The sequence below is a fragment of the Saccharopolyspora terrae genome (genome assembly GCF_004348435.1).
Lineage (GTDB): Bacteria > Actinomycetota > Actinomycetes > Mycobacteriales > Pseudonocardiaceae > Saccharopolyspora > Saccharopolyspora endophytica.
Map to the genome: position 1 here is coordinate 1 of NZ_SMKS01000019.1, position 26312 is coordinate 26312.

23 protein-coding genes and 1 pseudogene are annotated in these 26312 nt (G+C 70.5%); 10 read left to right on the forward strand and 14 right to left on the reverse strand.

The features are described from left to right. The 3 genes from E1181_RS13375 to rhaI form a co-directional block, all read right to left on the reverse strand. The coding region (locus E1181_RS13375; RefSeq protein ID WP_132674575.1) for a rhamnulokinase at positions 1-1382 on the reverse strand (1382 nt) is incomplete at its 3' end. Between the two features lie 12 nt (positions 1383-1394). Beyond that, complete coding sequence (locus E1181_RS13380) at positions 1395-3437, reverse strand: bifunctional aldolase/short-chain dehydrogenase (protein WP_132674577.1); 2043 nt, start codon at positions 3435-3437, stop codon at positions 1395-1397. 36 nt (positions 3438-3473) lie between these two features. Beyond that, entirely contained in the window at positions 3474-4640 is a 1167-nt protein-coding gene (gene rhaI / locus E1181_RS13385) for an L-rhamnose isomerase (RefSeq protein WP_132674579.1), read from the reverse strand. Positions 4641-4869: 229 nt separating this feature from the next. Here rhaI and E1181_RS13390 point away from each other — a divergent pair, with 229 nt between their 5' ends. Beyond that, positions 4870-6153 (forward strand): MFS transporter, encoded by a 1284-nt coding sequence (locus E1181_RS13390; protein ID WP_132674581.1) that lies wholly within the window; start codon positions 4870-4872, stop codon positions 6151-6153. Further along, positions 6153-6467, forward strand: coding sequence for an L-rhamnose mutarotase (locus E1181_RS13395; RefSeq protein ID WP_132674705.1), 315 nt, complete (start codon positions 6153-6155; stop codon positions 6465-6467). Before E1181_RS13390 ends, E1181_RS13395 begins: the two co-directional genes overlap by 1 nt. Here E1181_RS13395 and E1181_RS13400 read toward each other — a convergent pair. Beyond that, positions 6464-7267: a maleylpyruvate isomerase family mycothiol-dependent enzyme gene (locus E1181_RS13400; RefSeq protein WP_235876740.1), complete on the reverse strand. Its 804-nt coding sequence runs from the start codon at positions 7265-7267 to the stop codon at positions 6464-6466. The two genes, E1181_RS13395 and E1181_RS13400, sit on opposite strands and share 4 nt — an antisense overlap. Positions 7268-7330: 63 nt before the next feature. Between E1181_RS13400 and E1181_RS13405 the strand changes: the two genes are divergently transcribed. The 4 genes from E1181_RS13405 (at position 7331) to E1181_RS13420 (ending at position 12074) form a co-directional block, all read left to right on the forward strand. Next, positions 7331-8509, forward strand: coding sequence for an MFS transporter (locus tag E1181_RS13405; RefSeq protein WP_132674585.1), 1179 nt, complete (start codon positions 7331-7333; stop codon positions 8507-8509). 62 nt (positions 8510-8571) lie between these two features. Then, positions 8572-9009: a MaoC family dehydratase gene (locus tag E1181_RS13410; RefSeq protein ID WP_132674587.1), complete on the forward strand. Its 438-nt coding sequence runs from the start codon at positions 8572-8574 to the stop codon at positions 9007-9009. 54 nt (positions 9010-9063) lie between these two features. Next, positions 9064-10638, forward strand: coding sequence for a flavin-containing monooxygenase (locus tag E1181_RS13415; RefSeq protein ID WP_132674589.1), 1575 nt, complete (start codon positions 9064-9066; stop codon positions 10636-10638). A gap of 305 nt (positions 10639-10943) precedes the next feature. Then, the gene (locus E1181_RS13420) at positions 10944-12074 is read left to right on the forward strand and encodes a 5-methyltetrahydropteroyltriglutamate--homocysteine S-methyltransferase (protein ID WP_132674591.1); all 1131 of its coding nucleotides are present in this window, start codon (positions 10944-10946) and stop codon (positions 12072-12074) included. A gap of 43 nt (positions 12075-12117) precedes the next feature. Here E1181_RS13420 and E1181_RS13425 read toward each other — a convergent pair whose 3' ends face one another. Both E1181_RS13425 and E1181_RS13430 read right to left on the reverse strand, forming a co-directional pair. Beyond that, positions 12118-12312: a ferredoxin gene (locus tag E1181_RS13425; RefSeq protein ID WP_132674593.1), complete on the reverse strand. Its 195-nt coding sequence runs from the start codon at positions 12310-12312 to the stop codon at positions 12118-12120. 36 nt (positions 12313-12348) lie between these two features. After that, positions 12349-13572: a cytochrome P450 gene (locus tag E1181_RS13430; protein ID WP_132674595.1), complete on the reverse strand. Its 1224-nt coding sequence runs from the start codon at positions 13570-13572 to the stop codon at positions 12349-12351. Between the two features lie 126 nt (positions 13573-13698). Here E1181_RS13430 and E1181_RS13435 point away from each other — a divergent pair, with 126 nt between their 5' ends. Together E1181_RS13435 and E1181_RS13440 are read left to right on the forward strand one after the other, a co-directional pair. Continuing rightward, positions 13699-15156, forward strand: coding sequence for an MFS transporter (locus tag E1181_RS13435; RefSeq protein WP_132674597.1), 1458 nt, complete (start codon positions 13699-13701; stop codon positions 15154-15156). Positions 15157-15236: 80 nt separating this feature from the next. Further along, positions 15237-16202 (forward strand): alpha/beta hydrolase, encoded by a 966-nt coding sequence (locus E1181_RS13440; protein WP_132674599.1) that lies wholly within the window; start codon positions 15237-15239, stop codon positions 16200-16202. Positions 16203-16277: 75 nt separating this feature from the next. Here the strand turns inward: E1181_RS13440 and ligM are convergent, their stop codons facing one another. Next, positions 16278-17678: a vanillate/3-O-methylgallate O-demethylase gene (ligM, locus tag E1181_RS13445; RefSeq protein ID WP_132674601.1), complete on the reverse strand. Its 1401-nt coding sequence runs from the start codon at positions 17676-17678 to the stop codon at positions 16278-16280. 286 nt (positions 17679-17964) lie between these two features. Here ligM and E1181_RS13450 point away from each other — a divergent pair, with 286 nt between their 5' ends. Next, positions 17965-18810: a methylenetetrahydrofolate reductase gene (locus E1181_RS13450; protein ID WP_132674603.1), complete on the forward strand. Its 846-nt coding sequence runs from the start codon at positions 17965-17967 to the stop codon at positions 18808-18810. Positions 18811-19157: 347 nt separating this feature from the next. Here E1181_RS13450 and E1181_RS13455 read toward each other — a convergent pair whose 3' ends face one another. Further along, positions 19158-20132: a M14 family zinc carboxypeptidase gene (locus E1181_RS13455; RefSeq protein ID WP_328590885.1), complete on the reverse strand. Its 975-nt coding sequence runs from the start codon at positions 20130-20132 to the stop codon at positions 19158-19160. Positions 20133-20201: 69 nt separating this feature from the next. Further along, positions 20202-20705, reverse strand: a pseudogene (locus E1181_RS13460) (GNAT family N-acetyltransferase); the annotation flags it as partial. 158 nt (positions 20706-20863) lie between these two features. Between E1181_RS13460 and E1181_RS13465 the strand changes: the two are divergent. Further along, on the forward strand, positions 20864-21640 hold the full coding sequence (locus tag E1181_RS13465) for an SAM-dependent methyltransferase (protein WP_235876741.1): 777 nt from the start codon (positions 20864-20866) through the stop codon (positions 21638-21640). 227 nt (positions 21641-21867) lie between these two features. Here E1181_RS13465 and E1181_RS13470 read toward each other — a convergent pair whose 3' ends face one another. The 5 genes from E1181_RS13470 to E1181_RS13490 form a co-directional block, all read right to left on the reverse strand. Next, positions 21868-22788, reverse strand: coding sequence for a PfkB family carbohydrate kinase (locus tag E1181_RS13470; RefSeq protein WP_132674611.1), 921 nt, complete (start codon positions 22786-22788; stop codon positions 21868-21870). Next, on the reverse strand, positions 22785-24209 hold the full coding sequence (locus tag E1181_RS13475) for a purine-cytosine permease family protein (protein WP_132674613.1): 1425 nt from the start codon (positions 24207-24209) through the stop codon (positions 22785-22787). The genes E1181_RS13470 and E1181_RS13475 overlap by 4 nt, the downstream gene beginning before the upstream one ends. 10 nt (positions 24210-24219) lie before the next feature. Then, on the reverse strand, positions 24220-25218 hold the full coding sequence (locus tag E1181_RS13480) for an ADP-ribosylglycohydrolase family protein (protein WP_132674615.1): 999 nt from the start codon (positions 25216-25218) through the stop codon (positions 24220-24222). Then, positions 25215-25931 carry a GntR family transcriptional regulator gene (locus E1181_RS13485; protein WP_132674617.1) on the reverse strand — a complete coding sequence of 239 codons (717 nt, stop codon included), beginning with the start codon at positions 25929-25931 and terminating at the stop codon, positions 25215-25217. Before E1181_RS13485 ends, E1181_RS13480 begins: the two co-directional genes overlap by 4 nt. 97 nt (positions 25932-26028) lie before the next feature. After that, a complete protein-coding gene (locus E1181_RS13490) occupies positions 26029-26253 on the reverse strand; it encodes a hypothetical protein (protein WP_132674619.1) in 225 nt (74 codons plus the stop codon). Positions 26254-26312: the final 59 nt, after the last annotated feature.

Consider the following 26312-nt stretch of genomic DNA (forward strand, 5'->3'; position numbering starts at 1 on the left):
CGGAGGGGGTGGGAGCGTGCGACCAGGTGGCGGATCTCCGGGAGGTCCGCGACCTGGCCGGCCGCTTTGGCTTGGGTGAGGAGGTTTCCGGTCGCCGTGGCTTCGACCGGGCCCGCCACGACGGGGATGCCCAGGGCGTCGGCCGTGAGCTGGCAGAGCAGTTCGTTGCGGGCGCCGCCGCCGACGAGGTGGACGACGTCGACGTCCCGGCCGGAGAGCTCGGCGGCCTCGCGGATGGCGCGGCGGTGGGCCAGGGCGAGGCTTTCGAGGATGCAGCGGACCAGAGCGCCCCGCGTCTCCGGAACCGGCTGATCGGTCTCGCGGCATGCATCGGCGATGCGGGCCGGCATGTCGCCGGGCGCCAGGAACCGGGTGTCCTCGGCGTCGACGACCGCCGTCAGCGGTTCCGCGCGCGCAGCCTCGGCCAGCAGGCCGGGCAGGTCTTCCGAGGTCAGGCCCCAGGTCCGGAGGCTCTCCTGGAGCAGCCACAGGCCCATGATGTTGCGCAGGAAGCGGACCGTGCCGTCGATGCCGAGCTCGTTGGTGAAGTTCGCGCGGCGGGCCTGTTCGGTGAGCACCGGGGCGGGCAGTTCCAGACCGGTCAGCGACCAGGTGCCGGTGCACACGTAGGCGAAGTTCGGGGACCGGGCGGGAACCCCGACCACCGCGGAGGCGGTGTCGTGCGAACCGACCGCCACCACCGAAGTGCCGGTCAGACCGGTCTCCTCGGCCACCGGCGGCAGCAGCTCGCCCACGACGTCGCCCGGTCTGCGCAGCGGGGGCAGCAGCGACGGGTCGATGCCCGCGGCCCTCGCCAGCTCCGGTGACCACTCGTGCGTGCGCGCGTCCAGCAGACCGGTGGTGGAGGCGTTCGTGAGCTCCGCCCCCACCTGCCCGGTCAGCCAGTACCCGATCAGGTCGGGGATCAGCAGCAGCACCTCCGCCGCCTCCAGCGCCGCGCCCTTCGACGCGGCCAGCTGGAAGATCGTGTTGAACGGCAGGAACTGCAACCCGTTGCGGGCGAACAACTCCGGAGCGCCGAACGAGTCCACGAAGGACTCCGCGACCGCATCGGTCCGCGAGTCCCGGTAGTGGAACGGCTCGCCCAGCAGCGAGCCCGAGGAATCCAGCAGGCCGTGGTCGACCGCCCAGGAATCCACCCCGACCGACACCGGATCACCGGCCTCGCGCAGCCCGATGAGCACTTCTCGGAACAGCCCGACCGCGTCCCAGTGCAACCCGTCCGGCAGCGGCACCGGGCCGTTGGCGAACCGGTGCACCTCCGCGGTCTCCAGCCGCCCGGCGGTGAGCCGTCCGAGGACGACCCGCCCGCTGGACGCGCCCAGGTCCACCGCGGCGAACGTCGGCGACTCCGTCGTCATCCGCGCGCCCCCTCAGCGCAGGAACGCCGCGGCGACACCCGCGTCGACCGGCACGTGCAGTCCCGTGGTGTGCGTGAGATCTCCGCCCACCAGCGCGAACACCGCCGCCGCCACGTGCTCGGGCAGCACCTCGCGCTTGAGGATGGTGCGCTGGGCGTAGAACTCGCCGAGCTCGTCCTCCTCCACGCCGTAGACCTTCGCCCGCTGCGCGCCCCAACCACCGGCGAAGATGCCCGAACCGCGCACCACGCCGTCGGGGTTGACGCCGTTGACGCGGATTCCGTGCTCGCCCAGCTCCGCGGCCAGCAGCCGCACCTGGTGCGCCTGATCGGCCTTCGTCGCACCGTAGGCGACGTTGTTCGGGCCCGCGAACACCGAGTTCTTGCTGGCGATGTAGACGATGTCGCCACCCATGCCCTGGGCGACCATCACCCGCGCCGCCTCCCGCGAGGCCAGGAACGAGCCGCGCGCCATCACGTCGTGCTGCAGGTCCCAGTCGGCGACCGTCGTCTCCAGCAGCGGCTTCGAGATCGACAGTCCCGCGTTGTTGACCACCAGGTCCACGCCGCCGAAGGCCAGCGCCGCGGCCCGGAAGGCCTCGGCGATCTGCTCCTCATCGGTGACGTCGACGCGCACCGCGACGGCCTTGTCCGGTCCGCCGAGCTCGTCGGCCACCGCCTGGGCGTTGTCGAGATCGCGATCGGCCAACACCACGCACGCGCCCTCGGCCGAGAGCCGTTGCGCGGTGGCCTTCCCGATCCCCGAGCCCGCCCCGGTGACCAGCGCGACGCGGGTCGCCAGCGGCTTGGGCCTGGGCATCCGGGCGAGCTTGGCCTCCTCCAGCGCCCAGTACTCGATGCGGAACTTCTCGGCCTCGTCGATCGGCTGGTAGGTGGAGATCGACTCCGCGCCGCGCATCACGTTGATCGCGTTGCGGTAGAACTCGGCCGCCACGCGCGCGGTCTGCGCGTCCTTGCCGAAGGAGAACATGCCGACCCCCGGCACCAGCACGATCGCCGGGTCCGCACCGCGCATCGCGGGCGAGTCGGGTTCGGCGAACCGGTCGTAGTAGGCGCGGTAGTCCTCCCGGTAGCTCTCGTGGAGCTCCTTCAGCCGGGCCACCACCTCGTCGAACCCGGCGTCGGGCCCCAGGTCCAGCACCAGCGGGCGGACCTTGGTGCGCAGGAAGTGGTCCGGGCAGGAGGTGCCCAGCGCCGCCAGGCGCGGGTGGTTCTCGCGCGCCAGGAACTCCAGCACCTCCGGCGCGTCGTCGAAGTGGCCGACCTGCGCGCGGTCGGTGGAGGCAAGACCGCGGATCACCGGAGCCAGCTCGGCCGCGCGTCGCCTGCGCTGCTCCTCCGGCAGCGGCTCGAAGCCCCCGATCACCGGCCCGAACGGCTCGGGCCTGCCGCGCTCGGCGATGAACTTCTCCGCGGTGCGGATGATGTGCAGCGAGTTGCGCGCGCACTCCTCGCTGGTCGCGCCCCACGCGGTGATCCCGTGACCGCCCAGCACCACGCCGATGGCGCGCGGGTTCGCCTCCTTGATCGCGGCGATGTCCAGGCCCAGCTGAAAACCGGGACGCCGCCACGGAACCCACGCGACCAGGTCGCCGAAGCACTCCGCGGTCAGCGCCTCACCGTCGGCGGCGGTGGCCAGCGCGATGCCGGCGTCGGGGTGCAGGTGGTCGATGTGGGCGGCCTCGACCAGGCCGTGCATGGCGGTGTCGATCGACGGTGCCGCCCCGCCCTTGCCGTGCAGGCAGTGGTCGAAGGCGCCGACCATCTCGTCCTCGCGGTCCACGCCCGGGTAGACCTCGACCAGCGCCCGCAACCGGTCCAGCCGCAACACCGCCAACCCTGACTCGGTCAGCGTCCCCAGATCGCCACCGGAACCCTTGACCCACATCAGCGGAACCGGCCCGCCGGTCACCGGGTCCGAGGCCTCGCCCTTGGCGGAGGCGTTGCCCCCGGCGTAGTTGGTGTTGCGGGGGTCCGCTCCCAGTTCGTGCGAACGCGCAAGCAGCGCAGCCACTTCGGGATGCGTCGAGCTCATGTCAAACCTCTCCGTGCTCAGCGGAACGGGACATCCTCAGGCGCCCCAGCCCGCGGGGGTGCCGTCCTTGCGACCGGCGATGATCTTCTCCGCGTAGCCGGAGCGGTGGTAGGCGGCGATGGGGTCGGGATCGATGCCCATGTCCTCGCGGACTTCGGCCAGCAGCGGGCGGACGTCGGTGTTGTAGGCGTCCATCAGCACCGCGTGGGCGCCGAGGACGTCGCCCTCGCGCTGCGCACCGGCCAGGGCGTCGCCGTCCACCAGCAGGGCCTTCGCGGTGGCCTCCTGGACGTTGAGCACCGAGCGGATCAGCGCCGGGATCTTGGGCTCCAGGTTGTGGCACTGGTCGAGCATGAACGCGACGTTCGCCGATTCCTCCAGGGCACCGGCCCGCACGATCTCGTGCATGATCCGGAACAGCTGGAACGGGTCAGCGGCACCGACCATCAGGTCGTCGTCGGCGTAGAAGCGGCTGTTGAAGTGGAATCCGCCCAGCCGCCCGCGCCCGAGCAGGAACGCCACGATGAACTCGATGTTGGTGCCCGGCGCGTGGTGCCCGGTGTCGACCAGCACCTGCGCGCGCTCGCCCAGGTCCAGGCAGTGGGCGTAGGAGGTGCCCCAGTCCGGGACGTCGGTGGCGTAGAACGCGGGCTCGAAGAACTTGTACTCCAGCAGCAACCGCTGGTCCTCGCCCAACCGGTCGTAGGCCACGCGCAGCGCCTCCGACAGGCGCTGCTGGCGCTCGGCGAGGGAGTCCTGGCCGGGGTAGTTGAGGCCGTCGGCGAACCACAGGCTCAGCGCGTCGGAACCCGTGGCGTCCATGATGTCGACGCACTCCAGCAGGTGCGCCTGCGCCTTGCGGCGGACCGCCGGGTCGGGGTTGCAGATGCTGCCGAGCTTGTACTCGTCCTCCTGGAAGGTGTTCGGGTTAATCGCGCCCAGCGCCAACCCGAGGGATTCGGCGTGCGCGCCCAGCGCGGCGTAGTCGTCGACCCGGTCCCAGGGGATGTGCAGCGCGACGCTGGGGGCGATGCCGGTGAAGGCGTGCACCTGGGCGGCGTCGTCGAGCTTCTCGAACGGGTCGCGCGGAACGCCCTCCTGCAGGAAGGTCTTGAACCGCGTCCCGGAGTTCCCGTAGGCCCAGGAGGGGGTTTCGATCCGCTGCGCGGTCAGCGCCGCCTTGACGGTCTTGCGGTCGGCCATCGTCGCTCCAGTGCGCGTCGCCAGTGCTTGAAACGTTTAAATCAGTGGTTCACGGTAGGTCGCGAGCCTGGTGGTAGTCAATTCCCCGAAGAGGTTTTGCGAGAACATCCCTCGTCCATTCGGACGCTTGACGGGCGTGGGGTCGCTCTCTAGTGTGCTCGCCACATAAAACGTTTCAAGCGGCGTCTGCGGCTGCGGACGACGTCGATGAGCTGCACGAAGGACAACGATGACTTCATCCGCAGGCGTCCGGCAGAGCGAGCACGCCGCGTCAGGACAGCACTGGAAATGGTCGTTCGTAGCGGCGATGGCCAGCTACATCGACGCGGGCTCCATCGTCGCCGGCTCCGTCGCGCTCAGCGTGTGGGTCCAGGCGTACGGGCTCACCGACAGCACCGTCGGCCTCCTCGGCGCGCTGAGCTCCAACGCCATCTCGGCGGGTGTGGGCGCGCTCGTCGGCGGCTACATCTGCGACCGGTACGGGCGCAAGAAGATCTACGCCTACGACCTGCTGCTGTACATGTTCGGCACGCTGTGGCTGATCTTCGCCGTCGACACCTGGATGCTGTTCGTCGGCTACATCCTGGTCGGCCTCGCCGTCGGTGCCGACATCCCCGCCTCGTGGAGTTTGATCACCGAGTTCTCCCCGGCCCGCAAGCGCGGCAAGCTCGGCGGCCTGTCGCAGGTCCTGTGGTCGTTGGGGCCGATCGTGACCCTCGCGCTGGGGCTCGCGCTGCAACCGCTCGGGATGCTCGGCATGCGGCTGCTGTTCGCGAGCCTGTTCGTCGCCGCGCTGATCACCTGGTGGATGCGGCACGGCATCGGCGAATCCGCGCGCTGGGAGCGGGAAACCACCGACACCGGCCCGGTGAAGTGGGGTGCCGCGCTGCGACCGCTGCTCACCGGCAAGGGCCTGCGGCTGTCGCTGATGCTCATCGGCATGTACGGCATCTGGAACCTCTTCGCCGGCACCAACGGTTTCTACACCCCGTACCTGCTCAAGGCGTTCGGCAGCCAGAGCGACGCCGCCAGCGTCGGCCTCCAGTGCCTGTACTTCCTGCTGGTCGCGGTGTTCACCGTGCTGGTGTTCATGCCGTTCAACGACCGGTTCAACCGGCGGTTGATGCTGGCGCTGTCGACCGTGATCCAGGCGGGCGGCATGCTGCTGCTGGCCGTGCTGCCGCTGAACTTCGGCACCGCGCTCGGCTACATCGTGGCCATCGGCATCGGCGGTGGTTTCGGTGCCCAGCACTTCTTCCAGATCTGGTCCGGCGAGCTGTTCCCGACCAAGCTGCGCAGCACCGCGCAGGGGCTGATGTTCGCCGTGGTGCGCATCGGTCTCGGCTTCTGGAGCTTCTTCGTCCCGATCATCACCGCCACCGGGTTCCAGACGCTGGCCTACATCTTGACCGCGTTCATCGTGATCAGCGGTGTCATCGGCGTCATCTGGGGCCCGAAGACCGAAGGTCTGACGCTGGAGGAGATCGAGCAGGAGCAGGGGTGGGCCAGGTGATGCAGCGGATCTGCTTCGTCCTGCACGTCAAACCCGACCGAGTCGAGGAGTACCGGCAGCGGCACCGCGCGGTGTGGCCGGAGATGCGCCAGGCGCTGCACGACACCGGCTGGCGCAACTACACGCTGTTCCTGCGTCCCGACGGAACCCTCATCGGCTACCTGGAGTGCGAGGACTTCGAGGCGTCCCGCGCGGCCATGGCGGAGAAGGACGTCAACAGCCGCTGGCAGGCGCAGATGGGCGACCTCTTCGACGGGACCGTCGCGCCCGACGAGGCGATGCGGCCCATCGAGGAGGTCTTCCACCTCGACTAGATGGTGAAGGCGAGGTGGGTGACGAGCTGCTCGCCGAGCGCCTCGTCGCCCTCGAAAGCGACCGAGGGCAAGGCCTTCTCGGGGTCGACGCGGCCGCCGCAGAGCCGGGTGAACACGCCCAGCGGCAGCGTGATGCGGACCGCGGCCTCCCCGGGCAGCGACTCGACCACCTTCGCCCGACCGTCCACCGCGACGTGCAGCGCGCGGGAGCCGAGGTCGAAGGTGACGCTGGATCCGTCCGGTGCGCCACCGCGCTTGCCGACGACGAAGCCCAAGGCCGTGGTGATCTCGTCGACCGACAGCTCCGCGCACGCGCCCTGCTCACCACCGGGCAGCCCGACGGCGTCCCGGACGTCCTGCTCGTGCATCCAGCAGTCGAACACCCGGATCCGCATGAACCGCGCGTAGGTCTGCTGACCGGCCGGGGTCATCGCCGGTGCGTGGAACTCCTCGTCCGACATCGCCCGCAGCGACGCCAGCCGCGCGGCGGTGACCTCCCGGAACTTCGCCAGCACGGCCTCGTGGGACTGCGACCGGAAGTGCGCCACGTAGCGCTCGTTGCGGGCGCCGATGTCGTTGTGCACGTGCGGCAAGGACTCGACGTCCCCGCCGGCGTCCGGGGTCGGCTCACCGCTGAGCATCAGCTCGGTGCCGATGAGGTGCGCGGCGACGTCGCGCACCCGCCAGCCCGGCAGCGGCGTGCTCAGCTCCCACTGCGCGTCGTCGAGCCCGGTCAGCAGCTTCTCCAGCGCGTCCCACTCGGCGGCGAGCGCTTCCACGATCCGTTCCTTGTCCAGCACGCTCCGACACAAGCACCCCGCGCCCGTCGGGTCAACCGCGTCCGGTGAGGCAGACTGCGGGGCATGCGTTCGGGTGTGCAGCGCGGCGCGATCGCCGTGGTCCAGGTCTTCGGGCTGGCCGTGTGGTTCTCCGTGTCCGCCGTGGTCCCTACGCTCCGCCAGGAGTGGGGGATCAGCGCCGCAGCGGCGGTGTGGCTGACCGGATCGGTGCAGCTCGGGTTCGTCGCAGGCGCCGTCGGATCGTCGCTGCTGAACCTCGCCGACCGGATCCGCCCGCACCTGCTGCTGGCCACCAGCGCCGCGCTCGCCGCCGGGTGGACGCTGCTGCTCGCGGGCCTGGTCGACGGCATGGCCACCGCGATCCCGCTGCGCTTCCTGACCGGCATGTGCCTGGCCGGGGTGTACCCGGTCGGCATGAAGCTGATGGCCTCCTGGGCACCGAGCCGGGGACGCGGTCTGGCGATGGGACTGCTGATCGCGGCGCTGACCATCGGCTCCGCGCTGCCGCACCTCATCGGCGGTCTCGGATCGCTGCCGTGGCGCGCGGTGCTGGTCGCCGCCGCCTGCACCGGGCTGCTCGGGGCGCTGGTCGCGGTGATCGTCGTGCGGCCCGGACCGCACCTCGCCGCCTCGGCGGCGGTGCACAACCCGCGCTACGCGCTGACGATGTTCACCGAGCGCGGGCCCCGGCTGGCCAACCTCGGCTACTTCGGGCACATGTGGGAGCTCTACGCGCTGTGGACGTGGATCCCGACGTTCCTGCTGGCCAGCGAGGCGGGCCGGAACCTGCCTGCCTCGACGGGAATCACGGTGTTCGTCACCATCGGCATCGCCGGTGCCCTCGGCTGCCTGCTCGGCGGGTGGGGAGCCGACCGCTACGGGCGTTCTCCGGCGGCGGTGGCCGCGCTGGTGATCAGCGGTGCGTGCTGCGTCCTCTCGCCGCTGGCCTTCGACGCCGGTCCCGCCGTGCTGGTGGTGTTCTGCGTGGTGTGGGGCGCGGCGGTGATCGCCGACTCGGGCGTGTTCTCCACGTCGCTGAGCGAGGCCGCCGACCCGCGATTCGTGGGCACCGCGCTCACCGCGCAGACCGCGATCGGCTTCGCCCTGACCGCGGTCAGCATCCAGCTGGTCCCGCTGCTGGCCGACGCCGTGGGCTGGCGCTTCGCGTTCCTGCTGCTGGCGCCCGGACCGTTCGTCGGCGCGATCGCGATGGGAAGGCTCGGGACCCGGCGGGCGCGGTGAGTGGAAACGCGCCGCTCGCGCTGGTACTCACGGGGGAAACCCGGCAGACCGAGGAGGCGTTGATGAGCGACGTGTGGCCCCACGGCAAACCCCAGGTCGGCGAGACCGCCGAGCTGTCCCGCACCATCGGACCGACCGACATCCGGCTGTTCACCCAGATCAGCGGCGACCGCAACCCGCTGCACTACGACGTCGAAGCGGCCGAGTCCTCGCAGTTCGGCGAGATCGTGGTGCAGGGCGGGGTGACCAGCGCGGTGCTCAACGCCGTGGTGGCCGAGAAGCTGCCCGGGCCGGGCACGGTGTTCCTCAACGTGAACTGGAACTTCACCGCACCGGTCCGGCCGGGCGACACCATCACCGGCCGCGTGCAGGTCGACGAGGTCCGCGACGACAAGCCCATCACGAAGCTGACCACCACCGTCAGCCGCGACGACGGCACGACGGTGCTGGAGGGAACGGCGGTCTGCTTCACCATGGCCATGCCCGGTTCGAACGGTTAGCGTGGTGAACGGCTCGCCGAAAAGCCCTGCGCAGCAGGTAGATGAGGAGGCCGCATGCTGGACGCGATCGTCATCGGTGCCGGGTTCTCCGGGCTCTACATGCTCCACCGGCTGCGCGGGCTCGGCATGTCCGCCGCGGTCCTCGAAGCAGGCGACGGGGTGGGCGGGACCTGGTACTGGAACCGCTACCCGGGCGCCCGCTGCGACTCCGAGAGCTACTACTACAGCTTCTCCTTCGACGAGGACCTGCAGCAGGAGTGGCGCTGGAGCGAGCGGTACCCGCGCCAGCCGGAGATCCTGGCCTACCTCAACCACGTCGCCGACCGCTTCGACCTGCGCCGCGACATCCGGTTCGGCACCCGCGTCACCGCGGCGTCCTTCGACGACGGCTGGACGGTGCGCACCGAGCGGGGGGACGAGCTCTCGGCGCGGTTCCTGATCGGCGCCGTCGGGTGCCTGTCGTCGGCGAACGTGCCGGAACTGGAGGGCCTCGATTCCTTCGCCGGCGAGTGGTACCACACGGGTCGGTGGCCGCACGAGGACGTGGACTTCACCGGCAAGCGGGTGGGTGTCATCGGCACCGGGTCGACCGGCATCCAGGCGATCCCGGTCATCGCCGAGCAGGCCGCGCACCTGACGGTGTTCCAGCGGACCCCGAACTTCAGCGTCCCGGCCCGCAACGCGCCGCTGGACGAGGAGTTCCAGGCATCCGTGCGCGCGGAGTACGCCGAGATCCGCGCGCTGCAACGGGAAACCGGCAACGGCCACCCGTTCCGCATCTCGCCGCGCAACGCCGTGGACACCCCGCCGGAGCAGCGGCGGGAGGTCTACGAAGCGGCCTGGCGGCGCGGTGGCCTGCGCTTCCGCGCCGCCTTCAACGACCTGCTGAGCAACCAGGACGCCAACGACACCGCTGCGGAGTTCATCCGGGAGAAGATCCGGGAGACCGTGCGCGATCCGGAGGTCGCCGAGCGGCTGCTGCCGCACGACCACCCGTTCGCCGCCAAGCGGCCACCCATCGACACCGGGTACTTCGAGACCTACAACCGCGACGACGTCACCCTCGTCGACGTCCGCGAGGCACCCATCGTCGAGGTCACCAGGGACGGGGTGCGCACCACCGAGGCCGAGCACCCGCTGGACGCGCTGGTGTTCGCCACCGGCTTCGACGCGATGACGGGACCGATGCTCGGCATCGACGTCCGCGGCGCGAACGGCACCCTCGCGGAGAAGTGGCGGGACGGTCCGCAGAGCTACCTGGGCCTGCAGGTGGCGGGGTTCCCGAACCTGTTCATCATCACCGGGCCGGGCAGCCCGTCGGTGCTGACCAACATGCCGACCTCGATCGAGCAGCACGTCGACTGGATCGCGCGCTGCTTGGGAGACCTGCGCGACAACGGGTTCGAGCGCATCGAGGCCACCGAGGAGGCAGAGCGGGCTTGGGGCGAGGAGGTCCAGGCGGCGGCGAACCGGACGCTGCTCCCGCAGGCGAAGAGCTCCTGGTACCTCGGCGCGAACGTCCCGGGCAAACCCCAAGTCTTCATGCCCTACGCCGGCGGTCTCGCCCATTACGCGGCCCTCTGCGAGGAAGCGGCCACCCACGACTACGCGGGCTTCCACCGCTCCTGATCCCCTCCCGCATCGCGTTCGCTCTGGTTCGAGAGTGCAAGGAAGCGGGCAGCTTTGGTCCGAACCGACCCGGCACAACGGACCTTGATCACGGACGGAGCAGAACCGCCCCTGCCAACCGGCGGCGACGACGTGACCACCTCGCGCGCTCGGGTTAGGGACATTTGTCGCGGCGGTGCCGGGACATCCGCCGAGGGGGTGGTGGGTCATCGCACCGACGATCGGAGAGCTCCGCGGATGTTTGGATTCTCGTGCGGACAAGCGCACCGGCCTGGCCGGGCGAGTCGATCGAGAGTGGGATCACCGTGACGGGACCGGAAACGTCCAACGCCAAACCCCCGTTCCGCGCCGACCACGTCGGCAGCCTGCTGCGCCCGCAGCGGCTGCACCAGGCCAGGCAGGACCGCGCCGACGGCCGCATCGACGCCGCCGAGCTGCGCGGCGTCGAGGACGAGGCGATCCGTGAGGTCGTGCAGGCGCAGCGCGACGTGGGCCTGAAGTCGGCCACCGACGGCGAGTTCCGCCGCGCCTACTGGCACCAGGACTTCATCCTGCAGCTCGACGGGATCCGCCAGGGCGACGCGACCACGACCGTGCGCTTCCAGAACGCCGACGGCGTGGTGGAGTGGCAGCCGGCCGCGCTGCAGATCGCCGGCAAGGTCGGCCTCTCCGAACCGATCTTCCTCGACGCCTTCCAGCACCTGGCCTCGGTCGCCGAGGGCGTCACGCCGAAGCTGACCATCCCGTCGCCGAGCATGGTGCACTACCGCGGCGGCAAGACGGCCCTGGACCCGGCGATCTACCCGGACGTCGAGGAGTTCTGGAGCGACCTGTCCGCCGCCTACGCCGCCGAGGTCCGCGCGCTGGCCGACGCGGGCTGCACCTACCTGCAGCTCGACGACACCAGCCTGGCCTACCTCAACGACGAGAAGCAGCGAGCGGTCATCGCCGAACGCGGCGAGGACGCCGAGAACCAGCACCTGCGCTACATCAAGCAGATCAACGCCGCCCTGGCCGACCGCCCGGCGGGCATGGCCATCACGACCCACCTGTGCCGGGGGAACTACCGCTCGTCGTGGGTGGCCGAGGGCGGGTACGACTTCGTCGCCGAGGCGCTGTTCGGCGAACTCGACGTCGACGGCTTCTTCCTCGAGTTCGACGACCACCGCTCGGGCGGTTTCGAGCCGCTGCGCTACGTCCCCAAGAACAAGCGCGTGGTGCTGGGTCTGGTGACGACCAAGCGCGGCGAGCTGGAGAGCAAGGACGACCTCAAGCGCCGGATCGAGGAGGCCACCGAGCACATCGACCTCGACCAGCTCTGCCTGTCCCCGCAGTGCGGTTTCTCGTCCACGGTGGAGGGCAACGCCCTCACCTACGAGGACCAGATCGCCAAGCTCCGGCTCATCGTCGAGACGGCCGCCGAGGTCTGGGGCTGACGAGTTCCGCGGCGATCGTGCCGACGATCGCCGCGGGCCTCCTTCAGTCCTCGACGGTGATGGCCAGGGCCGGGCAGACGGCGGCCGCGTGGTGGACGTCGTCGGCGAGCTCGGCGCTGGGGGAGTCGGTGAGCAGGACCGCGATGCCGTCCTCGTCGCGCTGGTCGAAGACGTCCTCGGCGGCCATGACGCACTGGCCGGAGGCGACGCACCTGTCCTGGTCGATGGTGACCTTCATGAGCGGGATTTCCGTTTCGTGGTGGGGTTTTCGGGTTTACCAGGTGACGGGCAGCTCGTAGACGCCGTAGACGGCGCCGTTGTGCTTGAACGGGATCTCGTCGAGCTCGGGAACGGCCCGCAGCGTCGGGATCCGCTTGTAGAGCGTGCTGTAGACGACCTGCAGCTCCATCCTGGCCAGCGGCTGGCCCAGGCACTGGTGGACGCCGAAGCCGAAGGCGACGTGCCTGCGAGCATCGCGGGTGAGGTCGAGGCGGTCGGGGTCGTCGAAGACCTCCGGGTCCCGGTTGCCGATGTCGTTGGGCATGATGACGCCCTCGCCCGCGCGGATCAGCTGCCCGCCGACCTCGATGTCCTCCAGCGCGACCCGGCGGCGCCCGTTGTGCGTGATGTGCAGGTAGCGCAGCAGTTCCTCGACCGCGCCGGCCACGACCTTGGGGTCCTCGGTCTCGCGAAGCAGCGCCAGCTGCTCGGGGTGCTCCAGCAGCGCGAGGGTGCCCAGGGCGATCATGTTGGCGGTCGTCTCGTGCCCGGCGATGAGCAGCAGCACGCCCATCTGCGCGACGTCCGAGCGCTCCAGCTCACCCGCCTTCACCCGCTCGCACAGCCCGGAGAGCAGGTCGTCGCCCGGATTTTCGAGCTTGCAGCCGACGAGGTCGTCCAGGTAGCCGGTGAGGTTGCCCATCGCCTCGGCGCGCTGCTCGGGCGTGGCGTCCCGACGGATGATGACCTTGCTGTTGTCCTGGAAGAAGTCGTGGTCGGAGTAGGGGACGCCGAGCAGTTCGCAGATCACCAGCGACGGCACCGGCAGCGCGAACGCCTCGACGAGGTCCACCGGTTTCGGTCCGGCCAGCAGCGCGTCGATCTGGTCGTCGACGATCTTCTGCACCGCGGGTCGCATCGCTTCGATGCGCTTGACGGTGAACGGCGCGGTCACCATCCGGCGCTGCCGCGCGTGCTCCGGGTCGTCCATCAGGATGAAGCTGATCTTCGAGCCGCCGGGCGGCGCGGGCACGCCGCGCGGGTAGCCGGGCCGGTCGGCGTCGGAGCTGATGCGCGGGTCGGCGAGCACCGCGCGCTGGTCGGCGTACCGGGTCACCAGCCACGACGTGGTGCCGTCGGCGAGCCGCACCCGGTGGATCGGTGCCTCGTCCTGCAGGGCCTTGAGCCGCGGCGGCGGGTCGAAGGGGCAGCCCGACGCGCGGGTCATCGGGTATTCGGGGATCTCCGCCTCGTCGGCCGGGTGCAGCGTGTTGGTCATGCCGACCTTCCTCGTGATCGTGGTCGTGCTGACCCGAAACTAGTGGGGCCGAGTGGATTAAGTCAACTGACTGAATTAGGCTATCCGGGACGACACCGGACAGTTCGAACGAGAGGTTCCCCGAGCATGCGAGCAATTCCCGGCAAAGCGGAGAAATCCGCTGCTCCAGGGGAAGATCGATCGAACCTCGTGGTCGTGGTGCTGGCCTTCGCCGGCATTTCGGTCGCGATGACCCAGACCACGGTGATCCCGCTGGTGCCGATGCTCCCGGGTCTGCTGCACGCCTCCGCGGCCGACACCGCCTGGGCGGTCACCGCGACGCTGCTCGCCGGTGCCGTGGCCACCCCGGTCGTCGGACGCCTCGGCGACATGCACGGCAAGCGGCGGATGCTGCTGATCAGCCTGGCGATGCTCATCCTCGGTTCGGCCATCTGCGGCATGAGCAGCTCACTGCCGATGATCGTGATCGGCCGCGTCATGCAGGGCCTGTCCTCCGGCGTGATCGCGCTGGGCATCAGCATCATGCGCGACGAGCTCCCCGCCGAGCGGCTCGGCTCGGCGACCTCGCTGATGAGCGCTTCGCTGGGTGTCGGCGGTGCGCTGGGCCTGCCCGCTGCCGCGTTCCTCGCCGAGCGCACTGACTGGCACGTGCTGTTCTGGACCTCGGCCGCGCTCGGCGCGCTGGCCACCGCGCTCGTGGTGACCTTCGTGCCCGAGTCGCCGGTGCGCTCCGGCGGGCGCTTCGACCCGCTCGGCGCGCTCGGGCTCTCGGCCGGGCTGATCTGCCTGCTGCTGGTGGTGTCCAAGGGCGCGAGCTGGGGCTGGGGGAGCGCGACCACGCTCGGGCTCGCCGCTGCGGGCGTCGTGGTGTTCGGCGTGTGGGGCTGGTGGGAGCTGCGCGTGGCCGCACCTCTGGTGGACCTGCGCACCATCACCCGCCGCCAGGTGCTGCTGACCAACATCGCCTCGGCGGTCTTCGGCTTCGCCATGTTCGCGATGTCGCTGGTGCTCCCGCAGGTCCTGCAGCTGCCCACCGGCACCGGTTACGGCCTCGGGCAGACCATGCTCGCCGTCGGCATCGTGATGGCGCCCTCCGGTCTGGTGATGATGGCGATGTCGCCGGTCTCGGCGCGCACCTCGAAGGCCCGCGGGCCGAAGGTGACGCTGATGATCGGTGCCGTGGTCGTCGCCGCCGGGTACGGGCTGGGCGTGGTGTTCATGTCGCAGCTGTGGCAGCTGATCGTCGTCTCCAGCGTCATCGGCGCCGGGATCGGCCTGGCCTACGGTGCGATGCCCGCGCTGATCATGGGTGCCGTGCCGGTGTCGGACACCGCTGCGGCCAACAGCCTCAACACGCTGATGCGCTCCATCGGGACCTCGGTGTCCAGCGCGGTGGCCGGGGCCGTGCTCGCGCAGATGACGACCGATTTCGGGTCGATCACCGTGCCGTCGCAGGCGGGTTTCCAGGTGATCATGGGCATCGGCTGCCTCGCTGCCCTGGCGGCGCTGAGCATCGCGGCGTTCCTGCCCGGGAAGGACCGGCCCGTCGAGGCCGTTCTGGTCACCGCGCGTGCGGCGCGCTGAAATCGGTTGCGGGCGGTGGTTGAATCGTTCGAGGAGCGCGGTGCGACCGGCCGCGTCGAGAGCTGTGTGAGGAATGCGTGATGAGTGAGGCTGCGCCGCCGGTCCCCTTCGACCCGGAGCTGGAGGTCTTCCTGGAGGCCATGCCCAGCACCGGGATGGGTTTCAAGCTGGAGGACGTTCCGAAGCTGCGGGAGATGTCGCGGCAGTTCACCACCGACGAGCAGCTCCAGGCCGACGGGTTCACCGTCGAGCACCGCACCGTTCCCGGGCCGCAGGGCGCTCCCGAGGTGCCGCTGGTGATCGTGCGCCCGTCCGAGGCCACCGGTCCGCTGCCGGTCGTCTACTCGATCCACGGCGGCGGCATGATCATGGGAGATCACCGGCAGGCCCTCGACGTCATGGCCACCGAGTGGGGTCGCGAGCTCGGGTGCGCGATCGTGTCGGTGGACTACCGGGTGGCGCCGGAGAACCCGCACCCCGCACCGGTTCAGGACTGCTACGCAGGGCTGAGCTGGATCGCCGAGCACGGCGCGGATCGCGGCTTCGACACCGAGCGGATCGTCATGACCGGCGGCAGCGCGGGCGGCGGACTGGCCGCCGCAGTGGCGCTGATGAGCCGGGACCTCGACGGGCCGAAGACCATCGGGCTGCTGCTGCAGGCCCCGATGCTCGACGACCGCAACGACACCCCGTCGGCGCACCAGATGCGCGGGCTGGGCATCTGGGACCAGCAGGCCAACGAGGTCGGCTGGACCGCGCTGCTCGGCGATTCCCGCGGCGGCGACGACGTCTCGCCCTACGCGGCTCCCGCGCGCGCCGACGACCTGTCCGGGCTGCCGCCGACGTTCATCGACGTCGGCTCCGCCGAGACCTTCCGCGACGAGGACGTCGCCTTCGCCACCCGCATCTGGCAGTCCGGCGGGGTCGCCGAACTGCACGTCTGGCCAGGTGGCTTCCACGGATTCCGGATGTTCCCCGGTGCCCAGCTGAGCAGGTCCGCCGCCGAGGCCCGGACCGCGTGGCTGCGGCGCATCGTCAACGCCTGAGCGGTCACGGGCAGCTCTGGTCCGAATCGACCGGACACATCGGACATCGATCATGGTTGAGAACTGCCCGCGGGCTCACACCGCGGCCGAACGCCGGCCCGGGCGGTAGCTCTCTCGGACGACCTTCGAGTAGGGCGCCGGGCTCACGACGGCGCGGACCGAGAACTGCTCGTGGGGCTGGACGGTGGGCTTGCGCGTGCCGCCGTCCGGCTCGCCCCACACCACCCGCACCTCCGCGCCCAGCGGAACGTCGGGTGCGACCGTGGCCAGGGACAGTCCGGTGCGCTCGTTGGCGCTGAGTCCGGTGAACAGCGACAGGCCCACCGCGTTGCCGTCGGCGTCCAGGACCGAGTCGAAGTTGGACGAGCCGTAGTTGGCGTTGGGCAGGTCGAAGAACTGGTACTGCGGCCCCTCGGGCTGCGCCGGGTTCGCCAGCAGCTCGCCCAGGTCCTGGGCGTTCCACGCCAGCGTCACCTTGCGCCGCTGGGTCGCCGGATCGATGCGCTCCAACGCGTCCCGGCCCACGAAGTCGTGGTCGAACTTCACGAACGAGCCGTACCCCAGCTCCCACGGGTTGAGGTAGTAGTCCTCGATGTCGTCGGAGAGGAAGCTGCCCGCCAGGGCGTTGGTGGCCTCGTAGCTGTCGGCGCCGAGCCATTCGCGGTAGTCGCGCAGCTCCTCACCGGTGTAGATCGCGGGAAGCGGTGAGGGGATCCAGCCCGACTCCAGGGTGTTGCACGCGTACGCGCGGGATCCGGTCTGCTCGATGCCGAACTCCCGACCGGCCTCCAGGATCGCGTCGCGCACCCGGTCACGGCTCTCGTACGGTCCCCAGATCTCCAGGCCGGGTGCCCCGGCCATGCCGTGCCGCAGCGAGCGGACCTGCTCGCCGGCGACGTTCATCGTCCCCATGCGGAAGAACCGCAGCTGGTCGACGGGCCCGCCGTGGACCTTCTCGATGATCTCCCACGCGTTCGGGCCCTGGATCTGGTAGCGCCACACGTCCCGCCGCACGGGGTTGCCGTAGGGCCGCGACGGTGAGCGCTGGTCCAGCCGGACGTCGACGGAATAACCCGAGCGACCCCGGTAGATCAGGTAGTTGGCGACGGGGGCGCGGCCCACGAAGACGAGCTCCTCCTCGGCCAGCCGGAACAGGATGCCGTCGCCGATGACCCCGCCCTGAGGTGAGACCGGGACGTACTGCTTGGCGGAGTCGACCGGGAAGTGCGCGGTGGAGTTGATCCCGTTGTCGGAGAACAACTTCAACGCGTCGCGCCCCGACACCCACAGGTTCACCATGTGGTGGGTCTGGTCGAACAGCACCGCCGTCTCGCGCCAGGCGATGACCTCGCGCCGCCAGTTGCTGAACTCCGCCGGGACCACCGGGTAGATGTAGGCCCCGAGCTGTGAGTTCCGGAGCAGGTCGACCGCGTTACCGGCCTGGTCCAGCACTTCCTGCAGGTTCTTCGCGCTCATCTTCCACCCGTCCTCGCGTGGTCCTGGTCCGCTCACGCTACGCAGCGGCAAACGGGTTGCGACACAGCGCAATTGCGGCTGCGCACCGGGCGGAACCGGACGCCCGCGGTGCGTCGGATGACGTACTCGCCGGTGTCCCGGGCGGGATCTCAGGTTCCGGGGCGGACATTTGTCGCACCCGAAACGGCATCCGCGCCCGGCGATCGACGCCCCGCGCTCGGCTGTACTGGTGCTCGCGCGTTCCGAAAATCCCGCGTCCCCAAGCACCTTCACAGGGAGCCCCACCATGACCACTCCGCAGGAGGTCGCCGGTCCCCGGTCCGGCCTCGCCGCACTGGTGCGCAACATCAGCTACGAGGTGATGCCGTTCAAGGGCACCGAGCAGGCCGTCGTGGAAGCCGTGCCGATCTCGGTGCCGCTGACCGTCACCGCGACCGAGGCCAAGGGCCTCGACGCCACGCTCGGGCTCGCCGAACGACTCCTGGCGCGCGGCTACCGAGTCGCCCCGCACCTGCCGGCGCGGCAGTTCGTCGACCGCGCGCAGGTCTCCGACGTGCTGGACCGTCTGACCGCGGCGGGCGCGGACTCCGTCTTCGTCATCGGCGGCGACGCCCCGCGACCGGCGGGGACGTTCCCCGACGCCCACTCGTTGTTGCAGGTCATGGCCGAGATAGGGCACCCGTTCGCCGAGGTCGGCATCAGCGGTTACCCGGAAGGGCACGGCAGCATCCCGCGACCGGTCGTGGACGAGGCGCTGCGCCGGAAGGCACCGCTGGCCACCCGGGTCATCACCCAGATCTGCTTCGACGCCGCCACCACCCGCGACTGGGCGAGCGGGGTGGGCCTGCCGGTCGCGGTCGGTATGCCGGGACCGGTGGGCAGGCAGAAGCTGGTCCGCATCTCGGCGGGGGTCGGGCTCGGCCGGTCGGCGCGGTTCCTGCAGAAGCAGCAGGGGCTGCTGCGGCGGTTCCTGCTGCCCGGCAGCTACGACCCGACCCGGCTCGCCAGGCGGCTGGGCGCGGTGGCACCCGGGACGAACCTGCGCGGGCTGCACATCTTCACGTTCAACGAGCTGGCCGGAACCGAGCGCTGGCGGCAACGGCTGCTCGACTCGCTCGCGGAAGCGCGCTGAGGGACGGCGGTTTCGACTACGGCAGGCTGATCGTGCGCGGTGACCGGCCGGGTATCATGGCCAGCGCTTCCGGCTCGCTCACCGAGTACGACGCCAACATCCTCGCCCTCGACCAGTCCTCCAGGACGGCGCGTCAACGGCGGTCGTCTAGCCGACCACCCCCACCCGCCGGGCCGGATATTCGAATTTCGCGCGAAATTCGAGAACCCCGCGCCAGGACGGGCGCTGCGAAGCGTGTAGGCACCCGTGCGTCGTCACGCTGCCGGGTGAAGGATTCGAATTTCGCGCGAAATTCGACGTGGAACTTTTGGGGTCGAATTTCGCGCGAAATTCGAACGGCCCTCCGCTCAGTCGCCCGCGCGGGTGGTGGCTGCCGGGATGGGCTCGCCGCGGGGCGGGATGGCGTCGGCCTGGGCCGGGTCGACGGAGGTGACCGAGCCGTCGGCCGTGGCCTCGGCGATGGCGTGCATGGAGTCCAGCGCCGAGGTGATCTGGAACTGCTCGTGCTCCGGACCCATGTCGCTGAGCTCGATGAGCACGCTGCCGCTGCCCAGCAGGCCGTAGGCGTTGCGGGCGATGCCCTGGTAGTCGCCGCCCGGGTACTGGGAGACGTTGGCGCCACCGGCGTCCATCGCGGACCGCGCGACCACCGAGACCTGCTTGGCCAGGTTCAGCGGTTCTTCCGCAACGCCCGGAGTCGTCGGCCACATCAACGACGCGGTGATCTCACGCCCGTCGCCGCCGACGTAGCGGCCCTGCATGTGGTAGTCGACCGAGATGTGCGGCTGGAAGTCGGCGTGGTGCCGTCGGATCAGACCCGCCTCGGTCGCCGGGTTGTTCTCCGGGGCCACTGCGGGGTCGTGGTAGCGGTTGATGTCGTAGCCCTTGCCCGCTTCGCCGAACTCCGGATCGGCGTCCGGGTCGTAGTTGTAGCGCCAGTTGTGCTCGTGACCGTCGGGGTTGGCGCGCACCACCACGTCGACGGTCACCTGCTCGCGCAGCCAGCGCTGGTGCTGATCGTTGCCGATGCCGACCTCGCGCAGGAATTTCAGGGCCGCAGGGGTTCCCAGCGGCTCGTCGCCGTGCTGCTGGGTGACGTAGAGGATGCGCTGCGGACCGTGCCCGACCCGCGCGCTCCACACCGGCCGCTGCTGGTTGCTGGTGCCGATCGGGGTCACCCGGACCTCACCGCGGCTGCGGAGCTGCAGGTCGAGCAGCTGCCGGGCCAGTTCCTCGGTGCTCGGCCGCGGGTCGAGCTCGCGCGCCGCGCCCGCCGGAGCGACGAGCCCGAGCGCCGTCACCACGGCGATCAACGCCGACAACAGGGCAAAACGTATGGAATTCGACATGACGACGAAGTCTGCAAGCCCGGACCGGCACCCGCAAGATCCCTACAGGTCGCGTCGCATGCAGGCCCTCGGCCACGCGTCCAGCCCGGCGACCGCCTCGGCGGCCCGGATCTCCCGCAGCCCCGGGGTGAGCTCGTCGTCGGTCAGGTACCGGAACCCGCAGCGCAGGTAGTAGGGCCCGTTCCAGGGGACCTCGGTGAAGGTGATCAGCGTCAGCGCCGGCAGGCCACGATCCCGCGCCCACTCCGCGAGGGTCTCGATGAGCCTGAAACCGATTCTCCGACCGGCGTGATCCGGGTGCACGGAGACCTGCTCGACGTGCGCGCACCCGTCGACGACCTCGGCGATCAGGTACGCCACCGGACCGTCTTCGGCGACCGCGACCCACGCGCGCCCGGCCTCCTGGAACTCCCGCAGCACCGCCAGCGACGGAGGTTCGTCGGAGGCCACCAAGTCCATCCCGACGTCGGCGAACGGCCTGCCCGCCGCCCGCTCCACCTCACGCAGCAGCGGAAGATCGTCTTCCCCGGCCAACCGGATCACCGCAACACCTCCCGCACCAGCTTCGCAGCTCCCGCACCCTTGTACCGGATTTCAGTGGAAATCCGGGGCCACGTGGTGTGCTGGGCCCGGGGGAGCGTTGTAACTTTGGGGGGATGGTGTCGCAGGAGCGTTCTGGGGCGTGGACGGTGGGTGTTCCCGAGGTGGATTGCACGACGCCGAACGCGGCGCGGATCTACGACTACGACCTCGGCGGTGAGCACAACTTCGCGGCCGATCGCGCCGCGTCGGAGGAGATCCAGCGCACGGTGGCGCCGACGGGACCGTTCATCGCCCGCGCCAACCGGGCGTTCCTGCAGCGCGCGGTGAGGTTCTGCCTGGACCGCGGGATCGACCAGTTCCTGGACCTGGGCTCGGGGATCCCGACCGTGGGCAACGTGCACGAGATCGCGCGGTCCCGCGATCCCCGGGCGCGTGTGGTCTACGTCGACGTCGAGCCGGTCGCCGTCGCGCACACCCGCCACCTGCTGGAGGGCGACGACGGCGCAGGCATCGTCCAAGCCGACGTCCGCGATCCCGACGTCGTGCTGGGGGCAGCGGAAACCGGGCGCCTGCTGGACTTCTCGCGCCCGGTGGCGCTGCTGACCGTGGCCGTCCTGCACTACATCACCCCGCAGGAGCAGGCCGAGATGCACCGCTACCGCGACGTGCTCGCCCCGGGGAGCGCCGTGGTGATCTCCACGCTCACCGCCGACGAGCGCGAGGAGGAGGCCGCCCGCGTCGAGCGGTTCTTCGCCGAGAACACCGCCACCCAGGTCACCTTCCGCACCCGGGACGAGGTGCGGGCGCTGTTCGACGGCACCGAGCTGGTGCCGCCCGGAGTCGTGTGGACCCCGCAGTGGCGCCCCGACCCGGCCGACCCCAACGGCTGGGAACCGCACCGCGCTGGCTGCTGGGCCGGCGTGGGCCTCGTGCGCTGACTGCTAGCATCGTCCCGACCTCGTTCGAGGTGTTCCTCGCCGGGAATCCACCGGCCTCCGGCGGCCGAGACCGCCTCCATGCACCCCTGCTCCCTCCGCTGTTGGATGCGGTTTCACGCCGCCGCGGCGCACGTGCCCGAACTTGCTCGGCAAGGCCCGGTACCTCGCGCTGAACGGTGCCGCGGCGGTGGGCGTGCTGCTCACCGTTCCCGCGGTCCTGCTCGGGGTCAGGTGGGGTTGGTGAGGAAGTCGTCCAGGTCTTCGCGTCGCGGTGAGGTGGCCGGGCCTCGGTGCTGGACCGACAGGGCTGCCGCCGCGTTGGCGCGCAGAGCGGCCGTGGGCAGGTCCGCGCCTTCGAGGAGCATCGCGGCGAGGACACCGCAGTGGGTGTCGCCGGCCCCGTTGGTGTCGACCGGGGTGACCGGGAAGCCAGGGATGCGTTGCGTGGCACCGCCGACGGTGAGCAGGCAGCCGGACGGGCCGTCGCGCAGGACGACCGCGGCCGAACCGCCCAGCCTGCCGGCCAACTTCCCGGCCGCGACCTCGGAGTCGGTCGCGCCCGCGAGGACGCGGGCCTCCTCGGCGTTGCAGCTGAGCACGTCCACCCTCGGCAGCACCGCGTCGAGCACGTCGGCGGGGATGTCGGCGACCAGCGGGCACGGATCGAGCAGCACGCGCGAACGAACACCCGGCAGCCAGGCCAGCAGCGCCTCCCGGTTGGAGGGGTGCAGCAGGCTGTAGCCGCTGAGGTAGACGACGTCGGCAGCCTCGGTGCGCACCTTCGCCAGCTGCTCCGGCAGCAGCCGTCCCTCCGCGCCGACGCCGGTGACGAACGTGCGCTCACCACCGGGCTCCACCAGAGCGACGCAGATCCCGTTGTCCGAGTCGGGCTGCTGCGGCTGCGCGGCCTCGATCCCCTCGGCGCGCAGCGCTTCTCGCGCCTGGTCGGCGAAGCGCCCGGTGCCGTGCGCGCCCGCGTAGACCACCTCGGAGCCCGATCGGGCGGCGGCGGCCATCACGTTGAACCCGCCACCTGGCAGCAGCTCGGTGCTCTCGGCGAGCACGTCACCGCCCGTCGGCGGCAGCGACGGCACCCGCATGACCAGGTCCAGAACGACCTGGCCGGTGTGCACCAGGCGGCCGGTCATGCCGCGGCCCTGCGGGCCCCGCCCAGCAGCGCGTAGACACCGGCGGAGATCACGAAGGTGATCACCCAGCCCAGCCCGTTCTCGCCCAGCCAGGTCTCGGCGAGCAGACCGGTGAAGAAGTCGTTGCTGCTGAACAGGTATCCGACCACGATGGCCAGCGCCCACGCGAAGAACGCGCGCGGCTCGACCCCGCCCCGGTACCAGTAGGAGCTGGTGCTGCGCATGTCCATCAGCCCGGCCGGGTCGTAGGTCGTGCGGTGCAGCATGTCGGTCAGGAAGACGCCGAGCCACGCGGTGATCGGGATGGCCAGCAGGCTGATGAAGGTGACGAACGGGTCGTAGAAGCTGTCGGCGACGAGCATGAAGTAGATGGAGCCGAGGAACGTCACGACCACGTCCACGGCGACCGCGTAGACCCGCTTGATGTTGATGCCCATGGTCAGCGTCGACAGCCCCGCCGAGTACACCGACAGGTGGTTGGACAGCAGGAGTCCGCCGACCGCGGCGATCAAGTACGGAACGGCCATCCAGGCGGGCAGCATCGCGCGGATCGCCGCCACCGGGTCCCCGGCCTCGGCCAGCGCCGGATCACCCGCCGAGAGCAGCGATCCCAGCGAGATCAGCAGGATCAGCGGGATGCCCGCGCCCACGGCGGCCGAGGCGACCAGCGAACCGGCCTTGACGGCGGGGGACTGGTACCGCGACATGTCCGCCGAGGCGTTCGCCCAGCCGATGCCGGTACCGGCGGCGATCGTGCCGATCCCGGCGATCACCACGCCGATGGGAGCGGGGGAGGCCGCGCCGACCGCGTGCCAGTCGATGGTGGCGACCAGGCTGATCGCGACCACGATGTTCAGCGCGCCGAAAACCCACGTGGCCCAACGCTGCACGGCCACCAGGACCTTGTGACCGAGTCCGGAGACCACCATCGTCAGCAGCTCGAAGATCGCGATGCAGATGATCGTCAGCACCGGTGTCGCCTTGGCCTCACCGGCGGTGCCGAACAGGATCGCGCACAGCGACAGCAGCGCGAACGCCGCCGTGGTGGTGTTGACGGTCTCCCAGCCCAGGCGGGAGATCAGCGACACCACGGTCGGCCCGGCGTTGCCGTGCACGCCGAAGACCGCGCGGGAGAGCGTCAAACCCGGTGCGCCGCCGCGTCGTCCGGCGATCGAGACCACGCCGACGATCGCGAACGAGCCGACCGAACCGATCACCGCGACGATCGCCGCCTGCCAGAAGGCCAGACCTTCGGCGACGAGCGTCGCGCCCAGGGGTAAGCCCAGGATCGAGATGTTGGCGGCGAACCAGACCCAGAACAGCTGCATCGGATGGCCGGTGCGCTCCTCCTCCGGAACCGGCTCGATCCCACGCGTCTCCAGCGCGCTTTCCGCGTTCTCGGGCGTGGCCTCGCGGACCATGCGATCTCCTTCAGCTACTGGAGTTCCTCAGTTCGAGCAGGCCGTCCACGGCCGGTTCCAGGTCGAGCGCGTTGACCTCGCGCACCTTGGTGAGCAGGTCCGGGGGGAAACCGGAAAGCCCGTGCTGCGCACCGAGGATCGCGCCGAGCACGGCGGCGATCGTGTCGGTGTCACCGCCGAGACCCGCGGCCGTGGTCAGCGCCTCGACCGGCGTGTCACCCAGCGCTTCGGCGAGGGCGAAGGCGGCGACCATCGACTCCTGGACGGCGACGGACGTTCCGATGACCTTGGAAACAGCGTAGGACAGAGTGGTTCGGTCCATGCCCCGGACCCAGCGCCGGGCCCACCGGATTCGGCAGGCGATGTCGCCACCCGCGCACCACCAGCCCTTGCGGGCGCCGAGGGCGGCGGCGTGCTCGCCCTGGTCGAGCGCGGTGGACAGCTCGGCGCCGTCGATGCCCGCCGACACGGCGGCGGCCACGGCGGAAGCACCCGCGATGCCGACGTTGGTGTTGTGCGTGAGCTTGCTGGCCGCCACGACCGCCTCCACCAGTCCGCCGAGCTCGGGCGGAGTGGCGATGGCGACCGGGGTGATGCGCATGGCCGCGCCGTTGGTGGTGCCGCCGCGACCGGCCTCCTCCGGATCGGTGCCGGATTCGAGCAGCTTCAGCGCGCGCTTGGTGGACGGGCCGAGCAGGTCCGCCAGGCCGCGCGCGACCATCCCGGCTTCCCAGTCCAGCAGCGCCTTCCCGAAGACCATCGGGTCGATCGTGCCGGAACCGCCGATGAGCAGGTCGGCGACCAGCACCGCCTGCTCGGTGTCGTCGGTGATGGTTCCCGCGGGCAGGCTCGGCGAGATCGGCTGCTCGGCGACGGCGTCGCGCAGCGATCGGATGAAGCCGTAGTGGGTGACGATGTCCTCACGGGACATCGATTGCGTCGGCATGCCCAGGGCATCGCCGATCGCCAGTCCGTAGAAAGCGCCGAGCGCGCGGTCGCGTGTGCTCATGGGCGGCCAAACGTCAGGTGGAACTGGAACCGGTTGGGGTCGAGCAGGCTTGTCACCTGCTCGACGAGCTGCCCGTCGGCGGTGACGCTGGTGCGCACCGCCTGCAGGAACAGCTCGCCCTCGGGGCGTTCGAGCAGCGCGGCCATCCGGGCGGACAGCGCGCGGGTGCCGATGCGCTGGTCGCCGGAGCCGGCGACCAGCCCGGCCGAGAGCAGGGTGGCTGTTATGGAACCTTCGAGCAGCCCCTTCTCGGGCAGCTCGCGCAGTTCTCCGACCGCCGGGATCAGGGAGGTCTCCACCGACACCGGACCGACGGCCCGGTCCCTGCGCAGGCGGCGTATGGCGATGAACTCGTCGAGTCCGAAGCGCTCGGTGAGCTCGGCGTCGGTGGTGAGCTCGATGCCCAGCAGCTCGGTGCTGATGTCGAACCCGGAGTTGGCGAGCGCGGTGGCCCAGCCGACCGTCTGGTCGAGGGTGACCCCGTCGAAGGTGACGAAGGAACCGACGCCGCTGCGGGTGGCGATGAGCTCCTGGCGCTGCAACTCCGACAGGGCGCTGCGCACCGTGCCGCGGCTGACCTGGTACTTCTCCGCGATCTGGTTCTCGCCCGGCAACTGCTCACCGCGCGCGAGCCGCCCCGAGCGGATCTGCTCGGTGAGCTCGGCGATCAACCGGTCACGTTTCCCGAAGGGAACCTGTCCAGTCCTGTTCATTCCTGTACAGTAAGGCTACTGCCCGGTAGGCACAAGATATGACACGCTGACGGAGTAGTGGTCCCTTTTCGGGAAGTCCGTTGCGCGAGTCCCGGAATCAGCCGTCGGCCCGGGGGCACCAGCCCCACTTGGTGGAGCCGTAGCGCCAGCGCGTGTCGGGCGGCAGGTACTCGCCGTGCAGCACCCAGCCGTCCTCCTGCCGCGACCAGTGCAGGATCTGCTCCTCCCACGGGCGGCACAGCAACTGCCTGCGCTCCTCGGCCTCGCGGCACACCTCCCACGTGCGCACCGCGCCCTTCCACAGGCGGCCAAGCCTCGACACATCTGCAGATGATGCGACCGCCCACCGACATGCGAAAGGGCCACGCCGGAGGATCTGGC

What these genes read in the sequence shown, in the direction of transcription:
- E1181_RS13415 (WP_132674589.1), top strand. Translation starts at nt 9,064, where the DNA reads ATGCTGGACGCGATCGTCATCGGTGCCGGGTTCTCCGGGCTCTACATG.
- ligM (WP_132674601.1), bottom strand. Translation starts at nt 17,678, where the DNA reads ATGAGCGCGAAGAACCTGCAGGAAGTGCTGGACCAGGCCGGTAACGCG.
- E1181_RS13440 (WP_132674599.1), top strand. Translation starts at nt 15,237, where the DNA reads ATGAGTGAGGCTGCGCCGCCGGTCCCCTTCGACCCGGAGCTGGAGGTC.
- E1181_RS13380 (WP_132674577.1), bottom strand. Translation starts at nt 3,437, where the DNA reads ATGAGCTCGACGCATCCCGAAGTGGCTGCGCTGCTTGCGCGTTCGCAC.
- E1181_RS13430 (WP_132674595.1), bottom strand. Translation starts at nt 13,572, where the DNA reads ATGACCAACACGCTGCACCCGGCCGACGAGGCGGAGATCCCCGAATAC.
- E1181_RS13410 (WP_132674587.1), top strand. Translation starts at nt 8,572, where the DNA reads ATGAGCGACGTGTGGCCCCACGGCAAACCCCAGGTCGGCGAGACCGCC.
- rhaI (WP_132674579.1), bottom strand. Translation starts at nt 4,640, where the DNA reads ATGGCCGACCGCAAGACCGTCAAGGCGGCGCTGACCGCGCAGCGGATC.
- E1181_RS13405 (WP_132674585.1), top strand. Translation starts at nt 7,331, where the DNA reads ATGCGTTCGGGTGTGCAGCGCGGCGCGATCGCCGTGGTCCAGGTCTTC.
- E1181_RS13435 (WP_132674597.1), top strand. Translation starts at nt 13,699, where the DNA reads ATGCGAGCAATTCCCGGCAAAGCGGAGAAATCCGCTGCTCCAGGGGAA.
- E1181_RS13470 (WP_132674611.1), bottom strand. Translation starts at nt 22,788, where the DNA reads ATGACCGGCCGCCTGGTGCACACCGGCCAGGTCGTTCTGGACCTGGTC.
- E1181_RS13450 (WP_132674603.1), top strand. Translation starts at nt 17,965, where the DNA reads ATGACCACTCCGCAGGAGGTCGCCGGTCCCCGGTCCGGCCTCGCCGCA.
- E1181_RS13425 (WP_132674593.1), bottom strand. Translation starts at nt 12,312, where the DNA reads ATGAAGGTCACCATCGACCAGGACAGGTGCGTCGCCTCCGGCCAGTGC.
- E1181_RS13485 (WP_132674617.1), bottom strand. Translation starts at nt 25,931, where the DNA reads ATGAACAGGACTGGACAGGTTCCCTTCGGGAAACGTGACCGGTTGATC.
- E1181_RS13475 (WP_132674613.1), bottom strand. Translation starts at nt 24,209, where the DNA reads ATGGTCCGCGAGGCCACGCCCGAGAACGCGGAAAGCGCGCTGGAGACG.
- E1181_RS13480 (WP_132674615.1), bottom strand. Translation starts at nt 25,218, where the DNA reads ATGAGCACACGCGACCGCGCGCTCGGCGCTTTCTACGGACTGGCGATC.
- E1181_RS13390 (WP_132674581.1), top strand. Translation starts at nt 4,870, where the DNA reads ATGACTTCATCCGCAGGCGTCCGGCAGAGCGAGCACGCCGCGTCAGGA.
- E1181_RS13395 (WP_132674705.1), top strand. Translation starts at nt 6,153, where the DNA reads ATGCAGCGGATCTGCTTCGTCCTGCACGTCAAACCCGACCGAGTCGAG.